This is a genomic window from Aporhodopirellula rubra (assembly GCF_014192335.1).
Taxonomy (GTDB): Bacteria; Planctomycetota; Planctomycetia; order Pirellulales; family Pirellulaceae; genus Rhodopirellula; species Rhodopirellula rubra.
This window is the reverse complement of sequence record NZ_JACHXU010000004.1, coordinates 337,599-363,536: the sequence shown is the minus strand read 5'-3', so window position 1 is coordinate 363,536 and position 25,938 is coordinate 337,599. Positions and strand designations below refer to the sequence as shown.

Here is a 25,938-nt window from a genome sequence, read left to right as displayed (position 1 = left end):
TCCGTCGTGCATCGTTGTCCAATGCATTGGTTTCGTTGGCTGTAGTGAATCCCCCCTCTGTCTCGACACAGGCGGGCTGTTCTGCATGACGACAAAAACGAAGCTGGCGACGGAAGCGTTGCGAAGTAATCGAAATTCGCCGATACCACTGACGCCTTAAATCGATCCCATGACGTCGGTCGAAACCGGTGTCGAAGCTCACATTCAAAACACTCATCACTTCCTCCACGCATCTTTCTCCCCATGTCGATTCAGCGAAATCCTACCCGCCCTGTCACCATCGGTTCGATCACGGTTGGTGACGGCAATCCGATCGCGGTGCAAAGCATGACCGCGACCAAGACGCAGGACGTCGACGCGACGGTTGCGCAAGCGGAAGCGTTGCGTGAACGTGGTGCGGGCGTTGTCCGGATCGCCGTTGATAGCACGAAGGATGCGGAGGCGTTGGCTGAGATTCGCAAACAAACGACGGCCAATCTCGCGGTGGATCTCCAGGAGAACTTCCGGCTCGCCGAGTTGGTCGCGCCGCACGTCGACAAGATTCGGTACAACCCCGGGCACCTCTATCACCACGGTCGTGACATGACGTGGCAAGATAAGGTTCGTTATCTGATCGATTTAGCGGGCGGCAATGGTTGTGCGGTTCGCATCGGCGTGAACTGCGGTAGCGTTGATCCTGCGAAGAAGGAAAAGTACGCGTCAGACGACTCGATCACGCCGATGCTCGAGTCCGCGTTGGAGCACTGCGAGTTGGTTGATTCGCTGGGTTTCCACAATTTTGTCGTCTCGTTGAAAGACAGTGATCCGTCGAAGGTCGTCGAGGTGAACCGCCGGTTTGCCAAGCAGCGTCCGGATGTTCCGTTGCACCTCGGTGTGACCGAAGCGGGGATGCCACCCGAGGGAATTATCAAAACTCGAATCGCGTTCGAGCAGTTGATCGGTAAGGGGATCGGCGACACCGTTCGGGTTTCGCTGACATTGCCAAACCCTCGCAAACCGGAAGAAATCGATGCCGGACGCGAGATCGTCGATGACATCTATGCGGGGCGCGTTCGCAGCGTTGTGCGTTTCGATGATACGAAACTGAACATCATCAGTTGCCCGAGTTGTTCACGCGTTGAGAACGAGGCTTTCGTGGATCTCGCCGCGAGCGTGAAGGAGATGACGGAGTACGCGAAAGATCATGCGATCACTATCGCGGTGATGGGGTGCCGGGTTAACGGACCGGGCGAAACCGACGATGCGGATTTGGGTTTGTGGTGTGGTCCGGCGAAGGTCAATTTGAAGAAGGGTGAAGAAGCCCTCGGTGCATTCGGTTACGACGAGATTCTTCCGAAACTCAAGGCAGAGTTGGACGCGTTGATCGCGGAGAAGTCTGGATCGGCGGCGGGCGTTTGAGCCAAGTGGTTGCCCCGGTGTCGCGGTCGAAAAAACGCACTCGCGTTCTCTTGATGGCGACGTCGATGCGTGGCGGAGGCAGCGAGCACCAGGTCGCTTTGCTGGCCCGGCATCTCCCCCGCGATCAGTTCGACGTGCATCTCTATTTGACGCACGCCGAAGGGGAGTTGTTGGCGGAGATACCGCCCGATGTGAAGACCCACTCTCTTGCATTTGAGCAAGGAAAAAGTGGTTGGCGAAAATTGGCCGACCGATGGCCGGGAACCATCTTGCGACGTCAGGCGGAAGAGTTTGCGGAGATTGTCCAGCGAGAAGGCATTGATGTGGTTTATGACCGGGCCTTTCACAACACGATGATCGCGGGGCATCCGGCCATCAAAAATGAGATGAAGGCGAGGCGTGTCTCGACGATCGTCAGTCCGCCCGATGTCGCGCTGCCAATGGTTGAGAAGAGGTTTGTGGCGGCCAAACGTCGGTTGTTGGCGGACGCGTATCGCCGGAGTGACACGGTGGTCGCGGTCAGTACGGCGGCGGCGGATTCGGCGGCGACGTACTACGGATTACCGCGTGACCGGATTGTGGTGGTTGCGAATCCTGTCGATGTAGGACGTGTCAGGGCGGTCGCAGGGATGCCGTCGGCGGATATTGGTCACGAATCGGAGCGGGGGATTACGCCAGCGGCCCACGGTGATCGGCTGCGTTTGGTGTGCGTCGGGCGGATGACGCCGGAAAAGGGGCAGGCCGATTTGATCGAGGCGATCGGTCGGTTGCGAGGAAGATGGCCGGATTCGGGTGTGCCGCGTTTAGTCGTTCGGTTTATTGGCGACGGTCCCGACCGCGAATCCTTGGAACGACGATGGAGTGAAATGGCAGATCCGGATGGGAGCGTGGACGGGCATCTGGTCGAGTTCGCCGGCGTGATTTCGCCGGCTTTGTCCGAAATAGCCCGATCCAATGGTTTGGTGCTTCCGTCTCACTTCGAGGGGATGCCCAATGTGGTTTTGGAGGCGTTCGCATTGGAGGTGCCCGTCGTGGCAACCCGGTCGGGCGGAACCACGGATTTGCAGACTGATTCTGGCCAACCGACCTGTTTCTGGGCGGAACCGGGAGATCCGGAGTCGTTAGCGGTGGCGCTTTTGGCGATGGCCGGTAATCCGGACCGGCGGGCCCGCCATGTGGTGGTGGCAGGAGATCTGATTCGCGAGCGGCACGGAATTGAGGACGCGATCGGCAAAATTGGCCGGATTTTGCACGGATAATCCCGTTAACCGTTATACTTCCACGCTCGCCTAAATTGCCTGTCCCCCTGAGCGTCAAAAGCGCCAATTTTGTTGACACCTCTTTTTTTCGTCAATTATAATTTCCGCTTGCTACCCGCCTTACCCCTTTTCTCTCGTCTCCTTGGAACCACTTTCCCATGAATCTACTCGGGAAATCCTTCTCGGTTTTGATCTTGCTGCTCAGTGTGGTGTTCATGGTTTTGGCCCTGGCGGTCAATGCTTCTCACCGTAACTGGCGTGACATGGTCCTCGCCGATGACGGTTTGAAGGCTCAGATCGAGTCTTACGAACGAACCAACGATCAGCTTCGCGAAGCCCGTGCTCGGACGCAGGCAGAGTTGGACCGCGAAAAAGCGGCTCGACGCACCGCCCTCGCCGCACTGCAAACGCAGCTCGATCAGCTCGAATCACAACTTCGCGAGAGCGAAGCGACCGTCCAGCAGCTTCAAGCCAAAAACACCGAATTGGCACAGCTCGACCGCAGTCGTGCGGAAGAACTCGAGAAGTTAACCGCTGAAACGACGCTTCTGCGTGCACAGATCCGCAAAGAACAGCAGGATCGTGACACGCTGTTCGCCGAAACACTGAAGCTGACCGACGATATGAACGCGTTGCGTGGAATTGTCCAGTTGCAGGAAGATCGCAACGATCAACTGCTCGCTCAGGTCACCCGGTACAAAGAAGTGGTCGACGCAGCGGGGCTGAACATGAATGACCCGCTCGATGGTGCACCGCCGGAACGCAACGGCAGCGTTTTGGTGATCAACCGACCTCGGAAATTAGTCGAGATTTCGATCGGATATGACGATGGTCTCCGGGAAGGCCACTTCCTCGAGGTAACTCGTGGTGGCCGTTACGTGACCCGTTTGCGGGTGCGTGAAACAGAGCCAGATCGTTCGGTCGCGGAGATATTGAACGATTACAGCGAAGGAACGATTCAGGAGGGTGATCGTGTCGACACAACCATCGAGTAGTCCTGGGGCGGGGAAACGTCCCGCGAGTGTCTTTACCGTGATGTTGCTGTTGGCGATGCTGTTCATGATCATTGCTGTTGTGGCGATGTACATGGAGCTGAACCGTTGGGCTCCGGATTACTACAAGACCAACACCGCTCGCCCGTCGACCACTTCGATGGTCGCACCCGCGAACGACTTCTACCTCGCGTAGTTCGCACTTCTTTTTACGTCGCGCTCGCCCATCGATGGCGAGAGCGATTTCGCGGTCATTGCTTTCGCGGTCATTGCTTTCTCGCTCAGTGCCGTTCATGGTTTGAAGGCCGGGGCGAGTGCCAGGATGGGGCCGATCGTGAAGGTGAGCCAATATTCAGCTTTTTGCGTTTTCGAGCCGAAAAGTTGCCGCTCTGCCAATTTCTTCTGAAGGATCCGACCTTGGTGGTCCGATACTAGAGGTACCATGGATTGGGAGGGCGGAACGATCGGTGCCATCGTTCCAGCATTGATAGGGCCATGGTGAGGCAGGGAGGGCTTCACCATGGCCCTTCCCTTTTGCGCTGAGAGTTTTTCAGCAACGAGAGCGTTGCCGCAAATGCCGTAGGTTTTTTAGGTCGCTGCGTTCGCCCGAATAAGGTCCACCGTTTGGGGACTGTGACTACCGCGAATACCGAGACGTTCTAGATGATCAGCATGGCGTCGCCGTAGCTGAAGAAGCGGTATTCAGCGTCGATGGCTTCCTGGTACGCTTGCCGGATCAAGTCTCGCCCCGCCAAGGCGCTGACGAGGACGAGCAGCGAGCTCTTGGGAAGGTGAAAGTTGGTCATCAGTGCGTCGACGGCGCCGAATTGATACGGCGGTTTGATGAACAGATTGGTCGCTCCCGTCCATTCTTTCAGTTCACCGGAATTGGCCGCCACGCTGCTTTCGAGTACCCGAACGCTGGTGGTGCCAACGGCGACGCATCGACCGCCGGCGGCCCGTCGCGCGCGGATGCTTTCGCAAGTGTCAGCATCGATTCGTCCCCATTCATGATGCATGTGGTGGTCGTCGATGTTTTCGGACTCGATCGGTCGGAAGGTGCCGATCCCGACGTGGAGCGTGACCTCGTGGATGGACGTTTGGCCTTTGGTGATGTTCTTGAGCAGATTCTCGGTGAAGTGCAGTCCCGCGGTGGGGGCCGCGACGCTGGCTTTGTCTTCTTCCCGTTTGCTCGCGAAGACGGTTTGGTAATTGATCAGGTCGGCGTCGACCATCCGTCCGTCTCGAATGTATGGCGGAATCGGAACGCGGCCGAACCGTTCGAGCCACCGTGTCGGGGATGACTCGTGTCCCGACAGTGCGTCGTCGAGTTGCACGGAGTCGGGGAGTGGGCGGACGAGCAGGTGACCTTCGTTGTCTCGGCCGATGACTTCGAGTTTGCCCCCGTCGCGTGCATCGCGATCCTGCAGCGTGATCGTTTCGCCGGTTTTCAGCGTGCCACGGGTCTTGGTGAGCAGTTCCCAGACGCCCGACTCCGGATCGCTGCGGAGGAAAAGTCCTTGCCAGCGTCCTTCGGTGCGGGTGCGGTATCCGATCAGTCGCGCGGGGACGACTCGCGAATTATTGAGCACGAGAGAGTCTTCGGCTCGCAGGAGCTCGGGCAGGTCGCGCACGTGGTGATGTTCGATCGTTCCGTCGGCACGGTTGACGAGCATCAGGCGTGCGTCGACACGATTGCGGAGCGGTTCCTGGGCGATCAGCTCGCGTGGGAGCTGGTAATCATAGAGGTTGAGTGAATGCATGTCCTAGCGTAGCACAAAGCGGGGGTCGCTGAGTCGTGCTTGTGCTCGGTAGGCCTTCGCAGCAGTCTCGGGGTAGATCGGATTGATCATCGCACCGGTCGCCAATTCGAATCCGGCCAACCTGGACATCCGAGGGAAAATGTCGATCGCCCAGTGCTGTGATTCCATGGCGCCTTGGAAATCGACGGGGCAGGTGTGAACGAGCATGTTGTACGCGGTGCCTGGTCGGAGAGCTTCGAGCCAGCGAACCACTCGGAGAGCCAAGCGAGCTAACTCCGCGAGCGGGCGATCATGCAGATTGCTGAAGCACGGCATGTGTTCTTTCGAGGTCAGCCGCACCTGCATCGGGAAGCGACTGGCGAAGGGGCAGTAGGCAACGAAGGAGTCCGTCTGGCTGACGAGACGCGATTTCTCTTCGATTTCACCGCGAATTAGGTCGCATTGCAAGCACGATCCGACGCGTGCGTGATGGGCTTGCAGTCGTCGTGTGACTTGTTGGACGAGTGCGGGAACTCGGTTGGTCGCGATTAGTTGGCTGTGGCTGTGTTGAAGCGACGCGCCCGCATCACGGCCGACGTTCTTGAAAATGCTGACGTGTTGTACGCCGGGGACGCTCCGCCAGTAGCGGATTCGATCGGCGTATGCGGCGAAGACAAGAGCGATTTCAGAAGTGTTCAGTTCGCCGAGCGATTCGGTGTGCCGAGGGGCTTCGATGATGACTTCGTGTCCGCCCATGGCGGCTTCGCTCGGGAACAGTTTGCCTGTCGATGAACCTTTGGAAAACGCACGGCTGTCGTTGTAGATCGCCTGAGCGTGGTGACTGCACGAAGTGTACGAACCGCTGGAACGATGAAGGCGGGCCGACGCAGGCATCGCGTCTTTTTCCGCCTGTCGCTCGCTGTCGTCCTGGTTTGGCGGGACGGCCACACCCGCGTCTTCGAGACGGGTGACGGCGGGATATAGGTTGGGAACCACGCGAACGGACCAGTCGACGGCGTTCTCGGCGGAGTCGTGATTCGGGGCACCGTGAGGATCGTGTTCTCCCTCGACACTGGCGACCCAGACCGGATTGGGGGTTCGGTGTTCCTCGCCGGCACAAAAAGGGCAGTCGATCTCCTCGGTCGGTTTGACGATCACGTTGCCGAATTGATCGGGGCGTTGGGATCGCGTGGTCGCAAACCAAGTCCATTCCCCCGTGATCAAGTCGAGGCGAGATTGGCCGACTTTGGGGTCTTTGGACGTAGAGGTTTCCTGTGCGGCATCGCCAGCGGACCGCTTCTCGGGGGCTTCGCGGCGAAGGTTAGTTTCGGGGGTGAAACGCATTTGCAAACCGCGTTCGACACCGATGGGTTCGTCCGTCGGTGCGGCTTCCAATCCGGAAGGGGGCATGCTCTGTGTTCGGGTGGCAGATGCGTCTTCGGAATCGGACGCGGTGGCTCCGGAAAAGACCGCCTTGAGGTCGTAGAGGCGGCTGTCGGTCGAGTCGATTCGGTGGCGATTGACACGCTGAGAAACGGGATTGTTCGCGTTGCCCGAATCCTTCTGAGGTGTCGGCGAATCCGAATCGGGTTTCGCTGGATTGGGGGTGGGACGCGTTTCAGCCGATGCGTTGGCGAGCGTGTCGCCTTCGAGATATCGTTGGTCGCGGTGGCTCGCGCGAAGCTGTCTATTGTCACGTCGATGCCGGAGACGGTCGGCGTTCAGTTCGACGCGAGTGATAGCCATGGAAGCGTCCAATGTTAAATGCTAACGGCGGAGCGAACACGCTCTTGCCTGAAGCGGGGCAACGTAGCAGAAGGGGGGTACTTCATTCTACGGAAATTTCGTTGCCTGCTAGGGGGGAAAATGCTTGCATTTTTCAACCGGGCGACTCCACGTCCGATGGCTATTTTGCCACCCTGCGTTTAAGGGAAATCGTCCGCGCGTAGAGGTCAATATATTGGGAAGCACTCTTCCGCCATGACCAGTCACGCGTCATCCCGTGCGAAACAATTTTTTTCCAAATTTCTTTTTCGTGGAAACGTAGCCGCAGTGCGTCCCCAATCGCTCGGTCCAAAGATGCGGCATCGTAGGAGCGAAGATGAAAACCAGATGCGGTTCCGTTGGCGATGGTTTCGCCGGTCGTATCAACGATCGTATCGGCTAGACCGCCCGTTGCCGTCACAACGCAAACCGTTCCATAGCGCAGACTGTATAACTGATTCAAACCACAGGGCTCGTATCGGCTCGGCATGACGAACAGATCACTCGACGCTTCGATGCGGTGCGCCAACGGATCGCTGAACCCGATATGAGCGGCGAGTTGGTCGGGGTGTTCCTCTTTGAGCCAACGCAATTCGCTCTCGATAACGGGGTCACCGCTGCCGAGCACGGCCCACTGGGTTGGGCGTCCTTCACGCAGGTGTTCCCGCATGACCGGTAGAATCAGGTCCCATCCCTTCTGCTCTGCGAGGCGGCCGACGAGTCCGATCAGCGGCACGTCCGGGTCGCTGGGCAGGTTCATTTCGGCCTGTAACGCGAGCTTGTTTTCGAGCTTCCCGTTTTCCCAACTGTCCACGTCGTAGTTGCGGACCAAGTGCACGTCCTTGGCGGGATTCCAAATGTCGGTGTCGATGCCATTGATGATGCCGCTGACACGATCGCCGAGGCTCCGCAGGATCGGGTCGAGGCCGCATCCGTGTACCGGCGTTTTGATCTCGCGGGCGTACGTCGGGCTGACCGTGCAGACGTGGTCGGCGGTGACGATGCCGGTTTTGAGAAAGTTCAGGCCGCCGTAGAACTCGAACGACTCACTGCGGAAGCGGTCCCACGGCAGTCCTGTGAGCGGGAAGGCTTCGGCAGAAAATGAACCTTGGTAGGCCAGATTGTGAATCGAAAGAATGGTTGGCGTTTCGATGGGGAGTCCGCCCACGCCGTTCTGAATCAACGCGGGAACGATTGCCGTCTGCCAATCATTGCACTGAACCAGGTCGACTCGTTTGCCGAGGCGTTTCATCAATTCAATGGCGGCCCGGCAGAAGAAGATGAACCGTTCGGCGTTGTCACGGTAGTCGCCGTGTTTGTCGCCATAGAGAAACGGCCGCGAGTAGTACTGCGGCTGATCGATGAAGTAGACCGGGACGTTCCCTCCGGGGAGCGTGCTTTTGAGAACGCGGCCACCGACGATCCGGTCCGACGGCATGTCGATCGCAAAACTGATATCGGTTCGTTCGATCGGCATCGACGAGCGGCGGATGGAATCGAACGCGGGCATGATGACCGAGCACTGATGGCCGTTTGCGGCAACGACACTCGGGAGCGTGCCGCAGACATCGGCGAGTCCGCCTGTTTTCGCGAAAGGGACGGATTCCGTCGTTAGGTAGACGATGTTCAAAATAACACCGGGGTGTGGCAATGATGGAGGGAATGCAAAGCAAAGATGTATTAACTCTCGGCCGTCAAGCGACGGAACCGGCCTCAAAATCGTGTCGGGGCGGCACAAAGCCCATGTTTTTGGGGCTCCCGATTCGATCCGGCGCCGCAAAACATCACGGCACACAATAGACTAAGGGAATCATAGGATGAGATGTTGTACCACGAAGATCCCCCACTGAACCCTTTTCAACCGTTCCCCCATCGCAATTTATGCCGCTCTCTCTCGTCGATTTCTGGAAACGCTTGATTCAAAGTGGTTTGGCAGATTCGTCGGTGCCACGGCAGTGGGCGGCGGATTACGCCAAAGAACACGGCTCAAAGCCGCCCACCGACGCGGTGCAGTTGGCAAAGTGGTTGATCGATAGGGGGGAGTTATTGCCCTTCCAAGCATCGTGCCTGCTCAATAGATCGCTTGCGGGGGCGGATCCCGCGAGCGAAAAATCACCGGGCCGGTTTCCGGTTTTAAGGATCGCACCGCTTACGCAGTCCGCGGAAATGCCGCCTGTGCCCTTTTCCAGATGGACACCGGTGACCCACGATTCGTATCCGGACGAACCGGGCATCGTGTTGCAGATCGTTCCCTCGCGATTGACACCGGAAGACGGCGATACGCTCCGCGCGATAACGGGGCTGCGTGGCCCCGGAATTCCGGAGACGGAATTGATGGCTTTGGTGGGGGCGCCGCTGGGTGATCGCCCGACAACGATCCCGCTGGACACGTCGCTCGATGCGGTCGCGGTGTTCGCGAAGATGAAGCCGGGGCAAACGTTGAGCGAACAGATGCGTGTGGCGGATTCTTCCAGCGGCACGAGCTGGGCCGCGCCGGAGATCGCACGGCTGATCGAATCATTGGCCGCGACATTGTCGGCGTTCTCGTCTCAAGGAACCGGTGCGTTTGCGTATCCACCGATGCCCTCGCCGGATCGGATTTGGATTGATGAAACGCCTGGACGCGATCCGATGCTGTGGATCGATCCTGCGGACTATCTATCGGCGGACGTGTTCGATTCTCAGAACACGATCGCGACGAATGAGTCTCGCTTTTTGTATGCCGCTCCTGAAACGCTGTCCGCAAACAGTGCGAGTGGAGGCGGCGCCGTCGGTGCGAGTTCGCTCGAATCCCAATGCGTTTATGCGTTGGGATCTTTGGCGTACCGGCTACGGTTCGGCCGGCATGCTTTTGCGGCGGCGAAGGACGAACAGATTCGTTCTCGGCAACTCCGTTTCGAGCCTCCCGAATTAAGCGAAGCGGTCGCCAAGGGGGCCGCGGGAGATCCGCTGTTGCGAGTGCTCGGTTATGCGTTAGCGAAAGATCCCGCCGCGAGATTTCCGACCCTGGATGCGTTCACGACCGCGCTGAAGGCAGCCGTTCCGGTTGCGGAAAAGAAAGCGGCCTCGGTCGCGACGAGCAAGCCGCCCGCTAAGTCATCGGATCCAGCATCGTCATCAAACGTCGTCGCGTCAGCGGGAAGTTCCGCGCCGAAGGCAAAGTCGTCCCCACCGACGCCACCTGCCGTCACGGTGCCCGATCAGCCCGCCGAAGCCAAGCGATCCGCTGAGTCCGAACGGTCCACCAAGTCCGAACGACCCGCTGCGGTCGAGCGAGAACCGGTAGCGGACGTCCAGCGGAAGTCCGGTTCGAAACCGAAGTCAGAGCAACAGCCTGCTACGACGGTTAAGGCGAAACCCGACGCTGACGCGAAACCCGACGCCGACGCGAAACCCGCGGTCGACGCTAAACATGCGGTCGAACCGAAATCCGTTCGCAAGGACGGGCCAACTGCCTCGCCGTCCGCCGTTGTATCGGAAGACCCCACGTCTGAATCGAAGAAGCCCACATCCGCTGCAACCCAATCGGAGACGTCTCAATCTGTTGGCACGCAACATTCCGCTGGCTTGTGGGGTTCCTCTGGCTTAGAGGGTTCCACTGGCGTGCCGAGTTTCACTGGTGTGCCGGCGCAGTCTGCGTCCGAGCCTATTTCCGACGCATCGGCGGACTCGCGGGGTGGCGTGAATGAAACAGCCCCGGTTCAGGCTGCGGTCGTGCAGGCGGCTGTCGCGTCGACTCAGAGTTCTGACTCGGTGTTGCTCGCCGACCAACCCAAGCAGGCCGCGGTGCGGCGACGTTCGGGGCGGCGCCGGACGGCGTGGTTTGTGCTGGGGAGTTTGTGGATTCCAATTTTTCTGTTGATCATCGCGCTCGCTCTCCAGGATCCGAACGCACCTCAACCGGTTGCCAAACGGGTTCGCCCTCGTATCCCCGCGGTGATCCCATCGGTCACGGGAACGCGACCTGCGTCCAACCCGGCTACGAATCGCCCCGTCCCATCGAGGCGGCCTGCCGAGTCGTCTGAGACCGACACGATCGAGTTGGTTTCGGATCCTGCGATGTTGTGGGCGCCACCTTCTGCGATTGCAGCCGATGGCAAGACGCCACCGAACTCATCCGTGCCGTCGACCATTTTGTTGCCGCCCGGTCCAGCCGCGATCCTGACGTTTGATTTGGCTCATCTCAATTCAACCGGACTGCGTGACGTGTTCGATCCTGAACTCGCGCCGGTGATTGAACGGTTGCAAAAGCGGATCGCGATGCCGCTCGATGATATCCGCATGATTGCGATGGCATGGTTTCCCGGACGAGGCGGTGTGCCCGAAGTAGCGCTAGCGGTTCACATGAAAGCACCTCGTCCGCTCGATGAACTCACCGAAGCGTGGGGCGTTTCGATGGCCCAGTTGCCCGGCGGGATCAAACTGTACGCGGGTGATGATCCGGGCAGCGATGCGTTCTATCCTCACTACGCGGTGTCGGCAAATTCAAATGCCGCCGTTTCAAATGCCTCGGCCGCGAACGAAGGTTCGTCCGGAACCGGGGCGCCGAATGATCAGCTCGTCGATGCGTTCGCGGTCGGCTCGATCGCACAGATCACTCAGGTCGCCGAGGTCGAAGGGGCGCCGGTGTTGTTGCCTCGATTGCTCGAAGAGTTGTGGGTGTCGGCCGAATCAACCGACGCGGTCACGATGCTAACGCAACCCAATTTCTTGATCGCCGACGCGCGAGCGTGGGTCGAGCAAACGGCGCCGACGCTCTTGCAGTGGGTTCAGTCGACGTTGGTTCCCGAGTGTGGCGGGCTGTTGTTGCGAATCGCGTCCGTTCCGCCTGCAACCGACAGCGGGGCCGCCACCAACGATTTCGCACCAGGGTCGCGAGGCAGTTTTGTCGAGGTGCGGTTGGCCGCCGCTCCGGGGATGGACCCGATGGCCTTGAAGACCAAGGTACAATCGCGAGTGGACAACGCGTCGATACAGGCCGAAGATTTTCTCGTTTCGCGGGAAGTTGATCCGTCGTGGCGGTTACTCGCATCGCGTCTGCCGAACATGTGGGCGTTCTTTAGCGAGCAGACTCGATCGGCGGCGATCAAGCGTGAGGTGATCTTGAATGCCTATTTGCCACCGCTCGCTTTACCGCAGGTGGCCTTGGGAACCCTTTTGGCTGCCAATACGACGACGATGACTGCCATCGCTGGATCTCCGGCCACAACCGAGAAACTGACCCTCGCCCAGATGCTCGATCGCCCCATGTCGGTCAGTTTTGGTCAGGAATCGTTGCAATTCGCAGTCGACACGATCGTGAACGAATTTTCCGCCGACCTGCCCGAGGGCAACTCACCACCGAAGGTCGAAATCATCGGCGGTGATTTGCAGTTGATGGGAATCACGCAAAACCAGCAGGTGCGGAATTTCGCAAAAACGGATCAACCGCTGCGGAAAGTGCTGACCGATTTGGTGCTCGGGGCGAACCCCGACCGCACCGCGACAGGCCCGAATGATCCCAAACAGGCATTGATATGGGTGGTAGTTGGAGAGGGCGAGAATGCCGAAATCCGAATCACGACCCGTGAGGCGGCCACCAAGAAAAACTACGATCTGCCCCAGGAATTCCAGCTCGAGGGTTAGTCCGCGTGCATCTTGCCTGTCCTTCAGACTTGACCTGGAGTACAATACCCAACGCGATTGTCGCATGCCTGCGATGATCGTGGATCCCGCCAATTTGGCAGTGAAAAGCGTTTGGCAAGCGAATTGCTAGATTTGGTGTTGATCTCAGTGCTGTTTTGCACCCACACTTGCGGTGCCCAGCGTGGAGCCGAATCGATTGCGGTCAAGCACAACGGCTGAGCGAACCGAGGCTGAATGAAACGATCACTGCCTGGATAGCTGCCGGACGCCCGTCGACTCAAGATGACATGCGTCGATTGGTCCGCACGGTTTTCAGTGATGCCAGCGGATTTCAGTGACGCCGGTGCGAATCGATGGCGCTCTCGGCGAACGGTCGCTGACTAAACGAATTAACGATACAAGAAGCAACTTAGAACGACCTGTGTTCCAGGTTTGATCCTGTCCAACCATTTCCGACCCCTCCTTCCTGGGAGTTCATCTTAACGATGGCCATTAAACTTACCGAGCGTGCTGCAGAAGAAGTCTTGCGATTCCGCAAAGAGCACAACTTTGACGACTCGATGTTGTTGCGTATCGGTGTCGCCGGTGGCGGCTGCAGCGGTTTCAACTACACGCTGAACTTTGACGACAACTACGACGAGAAATCTGACAGCAAGTACGAACACCACGGCGTTGCCGTCGTCGTCGACAAGAAGAGCGCCCTGTACTTGGACGGTACCGAAGTCGACTGGTTCGATAGCCTCGAGAAACAAGGCTTCACGTTCAACAACCCGAACGCAGTGAAGAGCTGCGGTTGCGGTAGTTCTTTCCAAGCCTAGTTTTCTGGCTTGGTCGCAGGCTGCGGCCTGAACGAACCCATCTGAACAAAAACCGACGCGCCGATCAGGATTCATCCTTTTCGAAGCGTCGGTTTTTTATTGCGCTGTAGTTTTCACGCCGAACTTTTTTTGCGCCAAACGAATCATTGCTTGCATGGCCGGCGCGGCCTACAAGAAAAGCCGCTCTAAATGCATCATCCAAACGAGCACCAGGAGCACCAGCGTCACGAGTGACACGGTCATGCGAGTCGCCCATTTGCTACCCGTTTGTTTGCCCCCGCCGTTGTTGTTCCGTCCGGGGACCGATGTGTCGATGCGTAGTCCTCGGGCATACAAAACGAACGACGTTCCGATCATGATCGTCAACACATTAACGCTGACCAAGATTAACGGTCCGAAGATGGGCCATCCTTGTTCCGTCGATTCCCAGACACCGAATGCGGCTTGCAGGCCTGCGGTTGCGATCGGTGGAACCAACGCGGCCGCGATCGCGGCGCCAGCGAGTGCGGATGACAAGTGGCTGCGAGTTCGCGCATACGAGGCGGCCATCCCACCGACCAATCCGACGCAAAAGTCCAGCGGCGATGGATTGCATCGGCCCCACATCTCCGGCGTAACGACTGGTTCTTGAACGATGCGAACGAGCAAGCCGAACAGGAAGCTCGATACAAACGCCCCCAGGAATCCGATCGCGATCGTTAACCAGGAGGTGCGAAACAGCGGCCGGTTGCCGTGCGCCAGCGACAAACCCGCTCCCATGATCGGAGTCATCAACGGTGCGATCAACATCGCGCCAATGATGACGGCGGCGGAGTTCTGCAGCAACCCGAACGCGGCCAACATCGCCGCTGCCGAGATCAGTCCTAGGAATTCGAGGTTCGGTTGCGAGCCTTCCTGTAACGTGTTGGCGAGTTCCAGACGCGCGTCACGATCCATCGGTTCGGCCACGTGGCTGGCCCAGTATCGCACTCGAGAAAGCAGCGATCGGTCCCATCCTTCTTTGCTGCTGACCAATCCGATTGATGCGTTAGTGGAGCCCGAAAGCAGTTCACGTGCTAACGCGTAATGGGATTCCTGCGATGGCGAGGATCCAAAAGGAATCCACACGAGATCTCCTGGATCACAACGCTGGCGTTCGAGTTGCACGGCTTTGTCGATGAGCGTCTGCGGGTCTGTCGTTTTGTCGTTCAGCCAAACATGGTCGAGTTGCAGCGACGCGTGCGTCTGCAGGAGGCGACGAGAGATGAGGTTGGTGGTCTCTCCAAACGCATCGTCCAAGGAAAAGATGTGCTTGTCACTATCCGGGGGCGGTGATTTTACGCTCAACCATACCGACTTCACCCCGCAACGTTCAAACACGGAGGCCTGGAAGCGATCGTCATCAACGTCGTCGACCATCAACAGCAACCGGCATCGCTCCGCATTCAATTTTGCGATCACGGCATCCACGTTGGTTTCGACGAGGTCGACGGCTCCGTTGGAACCGTGTTCCGCGAGAGCGGATTCAGCCAATCTTGCCAGCGTGCGGTGATCGGTGCCGAGCACTAACGCTTTGGGTGCGTAGCCGGTTGAGGCGGCAAATCGGAGCAGCCACGGCAACCCGTCGGCGAGCTGTTTTTGAGATCCGACGAGGAGGATGACGTTCATTTCGCGAAACGATCCAACCTGGGTTGCGATGCGATGATGTTACGGTGAATTCAGGTACATGAGCGTGCCGACGCGTTGCCCGACCGATTGCTATTGTAGCTTTGTCGCGGTGTTGGTCGCACTGCTTGTGCGGAGTCTTTGTCGCCTTTCAAGCGGTTCGGGAATCAACGTTCGAATGGAACGACGTCGATTGACCATCGAAGAACCGCAGATGATGACGTGCTAGCAAGACGCATTAGCGTGGCTGTTTGACGAACCGCCAATCCGGAATCTCTGCCACGCGTGCTTGCGGTTGTGAGATCGGATTGAAGGTGCGGTTGGAAGCCGCCGTTCCGTCGGATCCGTCAGGGCGGACGGGGGCATTGAAGTCGAGTTGCGTCTGTCGCGGTCGTTCCGGACGAATCGAGTCGAGTTGGTCGAGCTGCTCGCCGAGCCCTGGTGGGATGTTTTCGATACCCGGGAGCTCGACGCCAGGAGTGTTGTCTGGTTCGATGAGCAGATCGTCTTCGTCAGAACGCCTTGACTCAGTCGGTTGCGTCGGGTCAGGGAGCGGTTGTTCCCGGTAAAGGAAGTCGCGTCGCAACTCGTCACGCCTTCGTTCGTCTTGGCGGAGTTCTTCTTCCCGTGGGAACGGTGGCAAGAGCGAGTCCATCGGCATCGACGTATCCTGATCACTCGGGGCCAGGTTGTTAGGACCCTGGTTGTATGCTCCCCGGTCTCTCGGTGTTTGGTCGCTAGGCGTTTGGTCGCTCGGGCTGCGGAGGCCATCTTCAAGATCGGAGCCTGTCGACTCAGACATCGCATCTCTTCGGGCGCGTTCTTGCTCGAGCCTCTGTTGTTGAATGTCTCGCTCGAGTTGTCTGATTTTTTCTTCGTCGAGTTTGCGACGTTCTTCCGATCCGACGGGTGGTCCGCCAAAGGTTTGTGACGGTTCAATGTCATCGGGATCAATCAGATACTTTTCAAACTTTTTGCGTTCACGCTGTTCGGCTTGGTATTGGCGGAATTCTTCGAGTTCCGTGACGCTTAGCGCGGGTGCCGCCGGGCTGCCATCGGCCGTCGCATTGACGCTGACGGTGGGTTCGTTGCGTTCGAGAAAACGGTTGCGTGGGATCGGGGGCGAGTCATAGGGATCCCGGTAATTGTTCATCCCCGCGCCGGCCTCATGATCGATGATCGCTTGGACAGGTCCAGTGGCGGCGTGAGCTTCACGATGACTGAGTTGGGCGGCGTACTGATCAAATCGGTGATAAAAGGTTTCTGGTCCACGAGGTGTCGTGATCGGGTCGACGCTGGGCAACATGCGTGGCCGGCAGGTCGGACAACCCGCGATGCGTTCTTGCGGGGTGCCGACGCGGGCGGCATATGATCGGGGTGGCAGGTCGGCGAGTGGGCGAACACCGCTGCTGTGGCAAGAGTGATATCCGTCGCCCCATCCGCATCCGTATAAGCGACCACCCCGCTCGAGTGTTTCAGGAAAACCAGCCGTCGCAATCGAAGACACGGAGAGCGATCCGTAGGGCGCGCAAACGACCGAAAGAGGACCTAGCAAAACACTCGCGACGAGAACCCGTCGAGCGTACCGGACGCGTTGACGGTGTTTACGTTTTTTCGGGGGCAACGCGGTCATGGGTGATCGGCCGTCACAAAAAGTACAGTTACGGTGGAGATGTTCGGCCGTTGTGGATGCGCAGCCGCTATGAACGGTGCGAGCACAACGGGCTCAACCGCTACGATCGGACGTTCGAGTTGAATCGTTGCGACCGACCTGATGATCTCGTTTGAGTTGTTGGTGCCTCGGCAGGGTCCGTTCGGTCAGGTAACTTGTAGGGATGATTCACCAAACACTGATTCAAACAGCGGCGAGTGCACCCAATCTCGATTCTTCAGCGGAGGGTAGCGCGACATTGTTCGCGGGTCTCGCTGATCGCAACCCAAACTTATTTCGGCGGATCGGATTGCCGTTAGGCGATCCCGTGGCGTGGATCGAGTTGCCTTCGGGGAACAAACTTCGAATCGTCCGCGACCTCGAAATGGACCGTACCCGCGCAGCGGGGGCCGAGGAGGGCAGTGACCGAGTTGCGATCGAACTCGGCACGGTTTTCTGTCCGGCCGACTTCCCACCGAGCGAAGGCGAACTGAGTGCGGACCGTGAAACGGCGACGGCTCAAGCGGTCACGTCGTGTTTGTTGAAGGAAGGCGTTCGCCGCGTTCGTGCCGACCGGACGTTGCCACTCATTTATGCTTGGCACGTTGCTGCGGCGGGCATCGAACTCGATTACGACGATCAACTCGGCGTGTTCGACCGACGAATCAAAACCGCTGACGAAATCGCATCGCTGCGCCAGGCTCAACATGTCACCGAGCAAGTCATGTTGCAGATTTGCCGCCGGATCGCGACGGCGTCGGTTGACGACGATGGGCACCTGATCGATGAAGCCTACTTGTTGACGAGTGAGCGGATTCGGGCCTTCGCGGCGAGGCTGTTCATGGATCGCGGGTTCACGATGTCGCACGGTGCCATTGTTGCTTCGGCTCCGCATTCGGCAGATTGCCATCACGCGGGGACCGGACCACTCTCGACGGGCGTTCCGATCATTGTTGATTTGTATCCGCGAGACGAATCGACTCGTTACAACGGCGACTGTACCCGAACCGTCGTTCACGGAACGCCGAGCGAAGAAACCCTTCGGATGCACGCGGCGGTGGTCGCATCGAAAGCCGCGGGTGAGGCGGAAATGTATCCCGGTCGGACTGGCGATGCGGTGCACAAAGCGGTGATTCGAGAACTCGAAGCGGCCGGGTATTGCTTGCACCGCGGTGAATTGACCGATGAGGCGTCGATCCAGCACGGGACCGGGCACGGGATCGGGTTGGAAGTTCACGAGCCGATTCTGTTGGACGACGGCGGTGGCGAATTGTTCGCCAACGAAGTGTTCACGGTCGAGCCGGGCTTGTACGGCCGATTGACCGGCGGTGTGCGGGTCGAGGACATGGTCGTGGTGACCGAGAACGGTCCGGAAATTCTCAACGAATTGCCGATGGGACTCGATTGGCAGTAAGCGGCCACAATCGCTCAAGTCGTGGACGTCGTCGGTTCGATACCTGAAGTGAAGGAATCGACGGAAAAAATGACCCAAACCGAAACATCCTCACCACCGACCGACGAAACAGCGTCCCCTGCACCGATGCAGCCGCAATACCGGGAACGTCTACTTAAAATTAAGACACCCGTTACGGTCACGTTGGCCGAGCGAAAAGAGACGCTGCGTAACATTTTGGCCCTTGTACCAGGGTCAATGTTGACGTTCGACACGCACTGCGACCAACCTCTGGAGCTCTCCGTCGGTGGCCATCCGATTGCGACCGGTGAAACGGTAAAAATTGGCGACAAATTCGGGATCCGGATTCGTGAGATCGGCGTTCCCAAGACCGACTGAGAGGGACGTTGGGGCGACTCGGAGGACGCGAATACCGTCCCCTACTTGCTCAGACGCGACGGAGACCGCATTCTGGGGCACCGCCCGCGAACCGCGGGTGGGCTGAACCGTCGTTTCCCCTTGCTCCTGAATCCACCTCATGAATCATGACGTCTATGCCGTCGGCAACGCGCTTGTCGACATCCAAGCCCAAGTAAGCGAAGAATTGCTTGCGAAACTCGCCTTCGAAAAAGGCATCATGACGTTGGTGGATGACGACCGTCAGGCTGGCGTGCTGTCGAATTTTGATCTCCCCTCGCTAAACCGATGTGCCGGCGGATCAGCCGCGAACACGATTGCCGCGGTCGCCGATTTCGGCGGCAAAGCGTCGTTCGTCGGCAAAATCGGGAACGACGAAACGGGAGAGTTCTTTCTGAAGGATCTCCGTAATCTCGGCGTCACGATCGATGTCGACCCGCTCGACGGCAGCCCCACCGGGACTTGCGCGATTCTGATCACCGACGATGCCGAACGCACCATGTTGACCAACCTGGGCGCGTCGGCCCAGCTTTCCGTCGACGACATCGATGAGGCCGCGATTGCGGCGGCGCAGTACATCTATATCGAAGGTTATCTGTTCACCGGCGACACGACCAAGGCGGCCGCCTGTCGGGCGATGGAACTCGCGAAAAAAAACAACGTCAAAGTTGCGTTCACGGCATCAGATCCATTCCTGGTGAATATGCTCCGCGACGAAATTTGGGAACTGATCCGCGGCCCCGTCGACCTGTTCTTCTGCAACGAAGAGGAAGCACAAAGTCTGACCGGCCTGACCGATCCGATTGCGTGTGCGAGCAAGATTCACGAGTCGGCCGAAAACGTCGCCATGACGCTCGGTGAAAAAGGGTCGATCCTGATGCACGGCGGCGAGGTGATTCCGATCGAAGGAGTCAGCGTTAAGGCGATCGACACGACCGGTGCGGGCGATATGTACGCAGGTGGTGTTTTGTACGGTATTACAAATGGATTATCATGGAAGCAAGCTGGCCATCTCGGCTCGCATGCCGCCGCCCGGGTTGTCGCACAACTCGGAGCACGATTGGCAAACCCGTTCACCAAGGATGAAGTCCTAGAGTTAACCAACGTGTGATCCATGATTGCGAACGTTTTAATCACCGATGATGATGCCGGTTATCGAGAAACCCTCTGCGATGCGCTTTCGCGTCGAGGTCTGAATTTGCATCAGGCCAAGGACGGAGACGAGGCACTCGCGGTGATTGAACGCGAGCCGATTCACCTCGCTTTGTTGGACGTGCACATGCCTCGCGTGACAGGGCTCGAGGTGATCCGGGTGCTCTCCGAACGTCCCGGACCGATGCCGTATATTTTAATGAGTGCGATGATGGACGAAGAGATCGAGCGCGAGGCGGCGAGGATGCGTGCCTACAAGATCTTGCACAAACCGATTCGGTTGAAAGTTCTCCGTGACATTGTCTGCGGCGGTTTGGCCGAGACGTATGGGTGGCGTCCCTCTTGAATTATCCATTGCTGCTCCGGTTTCTCGGAACGATCTGTTTGTTGATCGGCGGATCGATGGGCTTCAGCCTTCCGTTCGCCTTCCCACAGTTTGCCGAGCGGACCCACTTGCCTCCCGCGGCAGAGTTCGAACAAGCCGGCGCCTATGGGTTGCTCGCCAGCATGATGGTCTGTTTTGTGATCGGGTTGGCGTTCCGATTCTTCGGGCGTACCCATCGCCAGGGCGGGCATCTGTTCCGCAAAGAAGCGATGGCGATCGTCGGGTTGTCGTGGGTCAGTGCCACGGTGCTCGGGGCGTTGCCGTATTACTTCAGTGGCACGCAAACGACAGCGGAAAATCCGATCACGTTCATCGAAGCGATGTTCGAGTCGCAGTCCGGGTTCAGTACCACGGGAGCGACCGTGCTGACGGATTTAGAAACGCCCGGAATGGTGCCTCACTGCATCCTGTTCTGGCGATCGTGGACGCACTTCCTCGGCGGTCTTGGGATCGTGGTTCTGTTCGTGGCCATTCTCGGTCAAGGCTCCGCGGGCAAGGCGATGATGCGGGCAGAGATGCCGGGGCCGACTAAGGACGGCAGCATGCCGCGAATGCAGCACACGGCGTTGGTGTTCGCGGCGATCTACTTGGGCCTCAATGTGTTGCTCACGTTTGTGTACTTCTTCGAAGGCATGAGTGCATTCGATGCGATGTGTCACGCGTTCGGAACCATGGCGACGGGGGGGTTCAGTACGTACAACCGATCGCTCGGCGGGTTCGACAGTCCGCTGATTGAGTCCACCACGATTGCATTCATGGTACTCGCCGGAACGAACTTCACGTTGTTGTATCTGACTCTGATCGGTGGCCCGCGACGATTGGTTCGCGATGTGGAGTTTCGCGCCTATGTCGGCATCATCGGTGTGGTGACTGCGGGAGTCGTGTTTTTCGGAATGAAGGCGGGCGACGAAGGTTTTGGTTCGCTCGCGACGGCGACTCGCAACGGATTATTTCAGGTCGTTTCGGTGATGACGACGACGGGATATGGCACGGCCGATTTCGACACGTGGAACAATTTCGGGCGAGGAATACTGTTGTTGTTGATGTTCGTCGGCGGTTGTGCCGGCAGCACTGGTGGCGGTTTGAAGGTGATTCGGCACGTTTTGTTCTACAAAATCTTGCATTTGGAAATGGAGCGCGCCCACCGCCCCCGGGTTGTCCGGCCTCTTAGAATTAGTGGCCAGGCGGTCGATGATCCGCTGCTGGCTCATAATATTTTGCTGTACTTTTGCTTGATCTTGGCAATTTTCGTTTTCTCATGGCTCGCGCTGATCACGTTTGAACCGAATTCAACGTGGGGAGTCGTCGAGAGCGATGTGGCTCAACAAAGCGAAGTCGGAAAACAGTTGCTCAAGGGGACTCTCGACGACAAACTGCTAGATAGTGCCAGTGCCGTTGCCGCGACTCTCAACAATATCGGTCCTGGGCTCGGAGTCGTGGGGGCAACTCGGAACTATGCCGGTTTCAGCCAAGGCGCGAAACTGTTGTTTGTTTGGTTGATGATGTTGGGTCGGGTCGAGATTTTCAGTGTGCTTTTACTGTTCGTACCGTCGTTTTGGCGAAGGGTGTGACATGATGATCCAGAGCTTCGTACGGATGTCGTTCCTGCTCGCAGGTGTCGTCGTCTGTCTGACAATGAACGTCGCACCAGGCGAGGTTCGTGCCGCGGATCTTCCGGTTGCGGATGTCGCTCTTGCCGATGAGGCTCTCGCTGGGGATGCCAATGAGCAGAATGGTGTGGGAAAGGACCGCGACGTTCGGCCCGGTGGCAAACGGACCGCGGTGATTCTTCCCTTCAAAGAGGACATCAATCCGCTCAGTGGTGCGTTGCTCAAACGCAAATTCGAAGCCGCAGTTGAATCAGGTGTCGATGTCATCATCTTTGATATCCACTCGCCCGGTGGGTTCACGTATGTGACGTTCGAGTTGATGGACATGGTGCTCGATGCCAAAGATGTCGAGACGGTCGCCTACATTGAAAAGGATGCGATCAGCGGAGCAGCGTTGTTCTCGTTGGCGATGGACACGATTCTGATGAAGCCCGATGCGCGAATGGGCGATGCGGGTGAAATCGTTATGGGCGAAGACGGAGCGTATCGGTACACGGAAGCAAAAAGTCGCAGCGTTTTGGCGCAGAAGGCACGCGATACCGCCGAGGCGACGGGGCGTTCTCTTGCGCTCGCCGAAAAAATGACCGACAAAGACATGGTCGTTTACCGGGCTACCAATGCGAACACCGGAGAAAAACGTTTCCTCTCCGACAAAGAGCACGCCGCCATGCCTGACGCCGACGACTGGGAGTTGGGGACGCCGATTCGCGAGGCAGGCAAGGAAATGTTCTTCATCGCCAACGGACGCCGCGCCGTCGAACTGGGTATGGCGGATCAGACAGTTTCGGGCAAAGAGGATCTCGCCCGAGTGCTCAACGTTCAGTCGCCAATTCCTGAAGTGCAACGCAGTTGGGTGGACACGTTCGTATTGTTGCTGAACATGAAGGTCTTCACCTTCTTGTTATTGTTGATCGGGTTAGTTGCTCTCGCGATTGAATTGAGTGCACCGGGAATCGGTGTGGGCGGGTTGGTTAGCTGTCTCTGTTTTGGGCTGTTCTTTTGGAGTCGTTTCCTTGGTGGGACGTCCGGATGGCTCGAGGTGATGCTCTTTCTCATGGGGCTGCTATTCATTGCCGCTGAAGTGTTTGTGATTCCGGGGTTCGGGGTTGCCGGCATCATGGGGCTGGCTCTTTCGCTCGGATCGTTGGTAATGGCGTCTCGGCGATTCTCGTTGACCGACGGCGGTGTCGATTGGACTTCATTGAGTAACGACGTGGCACTCGTGTTAGGTGCGTTTCTAGCTTTCCTGGTCGCCGCGATTTTCTTGACCAGTTACATGGGGCAAATTCCGGGACTGAGTCGATTGACGTTGCAGGCGGAGGTCGCGCCATCGGACTCGTTCGTCGTGACAGATTCCGCGCCCGCGTGGCAGCGAGTTGAGCTCGGGCAAACCGGCACGACGGTGTCGCCCTTAAGACCGGGAGGGCGGATCGAAATCGACGACATGATGCTCGACGTCGTCACCGAAGGCGACTACGTCGGCCCAGGAAACTCTGTCCGCGTCATCGCCAAACAAGGCACACGCGTCGTCGTGCGACTCATCGAAGATTCCGTGAACTCTTGAGCGACTCGTCGATTGTGATCACGCACGGATCCTTGAGTCGAGGACTATCCGCGAATGACCAGTGGTTTGGTTGTTCTAATTCGCGTCAATTAGCGAAACTCGCGGGCGCTAATGGTAGTGCGTAAGGATTGATAATAGTGCGGCGAGCAAATGCGAGCGTAGCAATCGCTAACAGCGTTGGCGGGATTGATTCGCATTCAAATCGATGAGCGTGAGAGGACGCCGAATGACAAACGGGCTGATTCTCAAAGACGAATGCGACAAGAGCATCGGTTGCTGTTTTGAGGTGTACAACGACAAGGGGTGTGGGTTCCCTCAGTCGGTGTATCAGGAGTTTCTGGAGATCGAATGCGAGTACCAGCAGATCCCGTTTTGCTCTCAAAAACAACTCCCACTTTTCTATCGCGGAAAAGAACTCAAACGAAAATTTGTTCCCGACTTCATCTGCTAATGGAAGGTCATTTCGGAAATCAAGGCGGTCCGTAACCTGACCGACGAACATCGTAGTCAGGTCATCAACTACCTCAATGCGACCGGCTACGCGCTCGGGAACTTGTCAACTTTGGTCGTCATCCCAGTCTTGAATGGGAGCATTTTGCATTGACAAAGAAAACGTAAATTGTTCGCTCCCATGCGTGTTGCGAACCCAATACGGGGAATCGGTTTCGCTGCTGTGCGAGGCTAGGGGGTGAGTTGCAGGGGGTTGAGATCGAGGCCGGGGATGGCTGTTTGAAGTTGTTTAAGGCCCGTGTCGGTGATTCGTGTGCGTTGCACGTCGATGGTTTGCAGGTTGGGACAGTTTGAGAGTTTCGAGATGGAAGCGTCCGTCACGCCGGTGCCGGTTAGCCAAATCGTTTCGATCGTTTTATCCGCGGTCAGCGATTCGATTACAGAATCATCGATCGCTGTCCAACTGAGATCGAGTTCACGCAATTTTCGGGCGCGTCCGAGAGTGTCTCTCGCATTGGAAGTGATTTTGGTGGCTTCCAAACTGAGCTGATCGAGTTCGGACGATTTGACCAGAATCCGCGAGACTTGTGCGTCATCGATCGGGGTTCGTGAAGCATCGAACCAGTGAACGAGTGGGAGTGGTGGAATCGTTTTCCATCCGTCAAGAGAAACTTCACATCCGGCCAAACAGATCGCGGTGGTGGATCCCGGGATCGGATGATCGTTCAGGTGGTCATCATCGATCATCAAGAAGCGGTCGATGCGATCGTTGTCGGCACGAGACGTGTCGGACGGTTGTTTCAAGCAAGCGAAATCGGACACGTCGACACCGTAGATTTTTGCCAGCGTTTGATATACCTGCGACCTTTGAGGACGCCGCGACGGGTGATCGATTGCGAAATGAGTTTGCAGGATCGAGTGCGAGTACCACCGCGCCAGATCACTCCGGCGTTGCACCTCGCGTCGGTCTCCTTGCAATTCCGCGATCGACGCGATCGGTTGCTGAGCGATGAGGGTTTGGTAGCGGGCGTATTGCAACCGAGGGCTATCCCAACCACCGACACACGCCAGACGGTTACTGGTTTGTATTGATTCGAAATGCCCGGCGATCCCTTCGACGAGCCAGAAGTCTTTGGTATTCAGTGAGGTTGTCCGCGACCGGGCGTGATCGCTCGCCTCTTCAAACAATTGGTGGCATGTTTCGTGCGCCATCCCCGACGTGTCGTCTTGGGGAAAGAAGAACGAGGCTGAAAGCGTGTCGCTGTAGAACCCCGCGGATGCTGCAATTGTGGACGGACGTCCCGCCGCGATTTGAGGATGCGAAATTGTCATTTGGTACGAGCGTTCGTCGGGCAGTAAGACGACTCGGTGCCGGCGACGCAGCGTCAATCGAGAGGTTGCGTTCTTTGATAGATAGTCATCAACGCTCTCGGTGGTCGGATTCCAATTGGCTAATCCGATTGCCGCTTGGTCTCGCCCGGTCCAAAGCGGGAAAAACATTTGAGTCCACGTCCAATAGAACCGTTCGAGGTCGCGGGCAACGCGATTGGATGTTTTGGCATCGGCACGAGAAAGGATCTCGAAGTGCGGCGTTTGAACGACGACAAAACTCGCTGCTCGCCATGGAAGAAATTTGGGTGATACTCGGCCACGTCGAATCGTCACTTGGACTTCGTCATTCTGTGGAATCGTGAGCCAGCGACGGATTGCGGTTGCTTCGGGATCCTCGTGATGGGCTCGCCAAACTTCGAGATATCTCCACCAATCGAGGTCGCCACCACGAGAAGTTGGGCCGAGGCGAAAGGCTTCGGTAGGCGAAACGCCCGATTTCAATATGGCAGCGTCACCGGAAATGGGTGGGGAAGCGGCGGGAGCCGAATCGGAAATGGGTGAGTCGATTCCGATCGGGAGAAAGCACGTGGTTCGATCCGCAGCACTGCCGACGGTCGGCAATGCCAAGATGCTCGCAACGACTAGTGCGAAAAGAAATGCCACCACCGCGTGATTGGGTTTCACTACACTGTGGGGCACGTCGTTCGATGGCATGATCGAGCGATCCCCTCTCGGTTCCCCA

Annotated in this window: 18 protein-coding genes and 1 pseudogene; 13 read left to right on the top strand and 6 right to left on the bottom strand. The window is 57.8% G+C overall.

Going from position 1 to position 25,938, the window contains the following annotated elements; all coding sequences use genetic code 11:
- The first annotated feature begins 243 nt into the window (after positions 1–243).
- From ispG to FHS27_RS07920, 4 genes are all read left to right on the top strand, one after another.
- Entirely contained in the window at positions 244–1,398 is a 1,155-nt protein-coding gene (gene ispG / locus FHS27_RS07935; RefSeq protein ID WP_184303833.1) for a (E)-4-hydroxy-3-methylbut-2-enyl-diphosphate synthase, read from the top strand.
- Positions 1,399–1,415: 17 nt separating this feature from the next.
- The gene (locus FHS27_RS07930) at positions 1,416–2,657 is read left to right on the top strand and encodes a glycosyltransferase (protein ID WP_315854492.1); all 1,242 of its coding nucleotides are present in this window, start codon (positions 1,416–1,418) and stop codon (positions 2,655–2,657) included.
- Between the two features lie 158 nt (positions 2,658–2,815).
- Positions 2,816–3,652, top strand: coding sequence for a hypothetical protein (locus FHS27_RS07925; protein WP_246419253.1), 837 nt, complete (start codon positions 2,816–2,818; stop codon positions 3,650–3,652).
- Positions 3,630–3,845: a hypothetical protein gene (locus tag FHS27_RS07920; protein ID WP_184304002.1), complete on the top strand. Its 216-nt coding sequence runs from the start codon at positions 3,630–3,632 to the stop codon at positions 3,843–3,845. The genes FHS27_RS07925 and FHS27_RS07920 overlap by 23 nt, the downstream gene beginning before the upstream one ends.
- 463 nt (positions 3,846–4,308) lie before the next feature.
- Here FHS27_RS07920 and queA read toward each other — a convergent pair whose 3' ends face one another.
- From queA to glgA, 3 genes are all read right to left on the bottom strand, one after another.
- Positions 4,309–5,412, bottom strand: coding sequence for a tRNA preQ1(34) S-adenosylmethionine ribosyltransferase-isomerase QueA (queA, locus tag FHS27_RS07915; RefSeq protein ID WP_184303831.1), 1,104 nt, complete (start codon positions 5,410–5,412; stop codon positions 4,309–4,311).
- A gap of 3 nt (positions 5,413–5,415) precedes the next feature.
- Positions 5,416–7,137 carry a galactose-1-phosphate uridylyltransferase gene (locus FHS27_RS07910; RefSeq protein ID WP_184303829.1) on the bottom strand — a complete coding sequence of 574 codons (1,722 nt, stop codon included), beginning with the start codon at positions 7,135–7,137 and terminating at the stop codon, positions 5,416–5,418.
- Positions 7,138–7,297: 160 nt separating this feature from the next.
- A complete protein-coding gene (glgA, locus tag FHS27_RS07905) occupies positions 7,298–8,785 on the bottom strand; it encodes a glycogen synthase GlgA (RefSeq protein ID WP_184303827.1) in 1,488 nt (495 codons plus the stop codon).
- Positions 8,786–9,036: 251 nt separating this feature from the next.
- Between glgA and FHS27_RS07900 the strand changes: the two genes are divergently transcribed.
- Together FHS27_RS07900 and FHS27_RS07895 are read left to right on the top strand one after the other, a co-directional pair.
- On the top strand, positions 9,037–12,780 hold the full coding sequence (locus FHS27_RS07900) for a serine/threonine protein kinase (protein ID WP_184303825.1): 3,744 nt from the start codon (positions 9,037–9,039) through the stop codon (positions 12,778–12,780).
- Positions 12,781–13,265: 485 nt separating this feature from the next.
- The gene (locus FHS27_RS07895; RefSeq protein ID WP_009095684.1) at positions 13,266–13,598 is read left to right on the top strand and encodes a HesB/IscA family protein; all 333 of its coding nucleotides are present in this window, start codon (positions 13,266–13,268) and stop codon (positions 13,596–13,598) included.
- 168 nt (positions 13,599–13,766) lie between these two features.
- Here FHS27_RS07895 and FHS27_RS07890 read toward each other — a convergent pair whose 3' ends face one another.
- Positions 13,767–15,245: a DUF389 domain-containing protein gene (locus FHS27_RS07890; RefSeq protein WP_184303823.1), complete on the bottom strand. Its 1,479-nt coding sequence runs from the start codon at positions 15,243–15,245 to the stop codon at positions 13,767–13,769.
- A 235-nt stretch (positions 15,246–15,480) separates the two neighbouring features.
- A complete protein-coding gene (locus FHS27_RS07885) occupies positions 15,481–16,749 on the bottom strand; it encodes a hypothetical protein (protein WP_315854491.1) in 1,269 nt (422 codons plus the stop codon).
- A 328-nt stretch (positions 16,750–17,077) separates the two neighbouring features.
- On the opposite strand from FHS27_RS07885, the gene FHS27_RS07880 reads away from it, so the two are divergent.
- The 7 genes and pseudogenes from FHS27_RS07880 to FHS27_RS31020 all read left to right on the top strand — a co-directional run bounded on the left by FHS27_RS07880 (position 17,078) and on the right by FHS27_RS31020 (position 24,018).
- Positions 17,078–18,307, top strand: a complete 1,230-nt coding sequence (locus tag FHS27_RS07880; RefSeq protein WP_184303819.1) for a M24 family metallopeptidase — start codon at positions 17,078–17,080, stop codon at positions 18,305–18,307.
- A 69-nt stretch (positions 18,308–18,376) separates the two neighbouring features.
- Positions 18,377–18,685 carry a FliM/FliN family flagellar motor switch protein gene (locus tag FHS27_RS07875; protein WP_184303817.1) on the top strand — a complete coding sequence of 103 codons (309 nt, stop codon included), beginning with the start codon at positions 18,377–18,379 and terminating at the stop codon, positions 18,683–18,685.
- Positions 18,686–18,824: 139 nt separating this feature from the next.
- Positions 18,825–19,814, top strand: a complete 990-nt coding sequence (locus FHS27_RS07870; RefSeq protein WP_184303815.1) for an adenosine kinase — start codon at positions 18,825–18,827, stop codon at positions 19,812–19,814.
- A gap of 3 nt (positions 19,815–19,817) precedes the next feature.
- Entirely contained in the window at positions 19,818–20,201 is a 384-nt protein-coding gene (locus FHS27_RS07865) for a response regulator (RefSeq protein WP_009095695.1), read from the top strand.
- Positions 20,186–21,811, top strand: coding sequence for a TrkH family potassium uptake protein (locus tag FHS27_RS07860; RefSeq protein WP_009095697.1), 1,626 nt, complete (start codon positions 20,186–20,188; stop codon positions 21,809–21,811). The genes FHS27_RS07865 and FHS27_RS07860 overlap by 16 nt, the downstream gene beginning before the upstream one ends.
- A 1-nt stretch (position 21,812) precedes the next feature.
- Positions 21,813–23,414 (top strand): NfeD family protein, encoded by a 1,602-nt coding sequence (locus tag FHS27_RS07855; RefSeq protein WP_184303813.1) that lies wholly within the window; start codon positions 21,813–21,815, stop codon positions 23,412–23,414.
- Between the two features lie 205 nt (positions 23,415–23,619).
- Positions 23,620–24,018: pseudogene (locus FHS27_RS31020) on the top strand (GxxExxY protein).
- 77 nt (positions 24,019–24,095) lie between these two features.
- Here FHS27_RS31020 and FHS27_RS07845 read toward each other — a convergent pair.
- Positions 24,096–25,910, bottom strand: coding sequence for a leucine-rich repeat domain-containing protein (locus FHS27_RS07845; protein WP_221224941.1), 1,815 nt, complete (start codon positions 25,908–25,910; stop codon positions 24,096–24,098).
- Between the last annotated feature and the right edge of the window lie 28 nt (positions 25,911–25,938).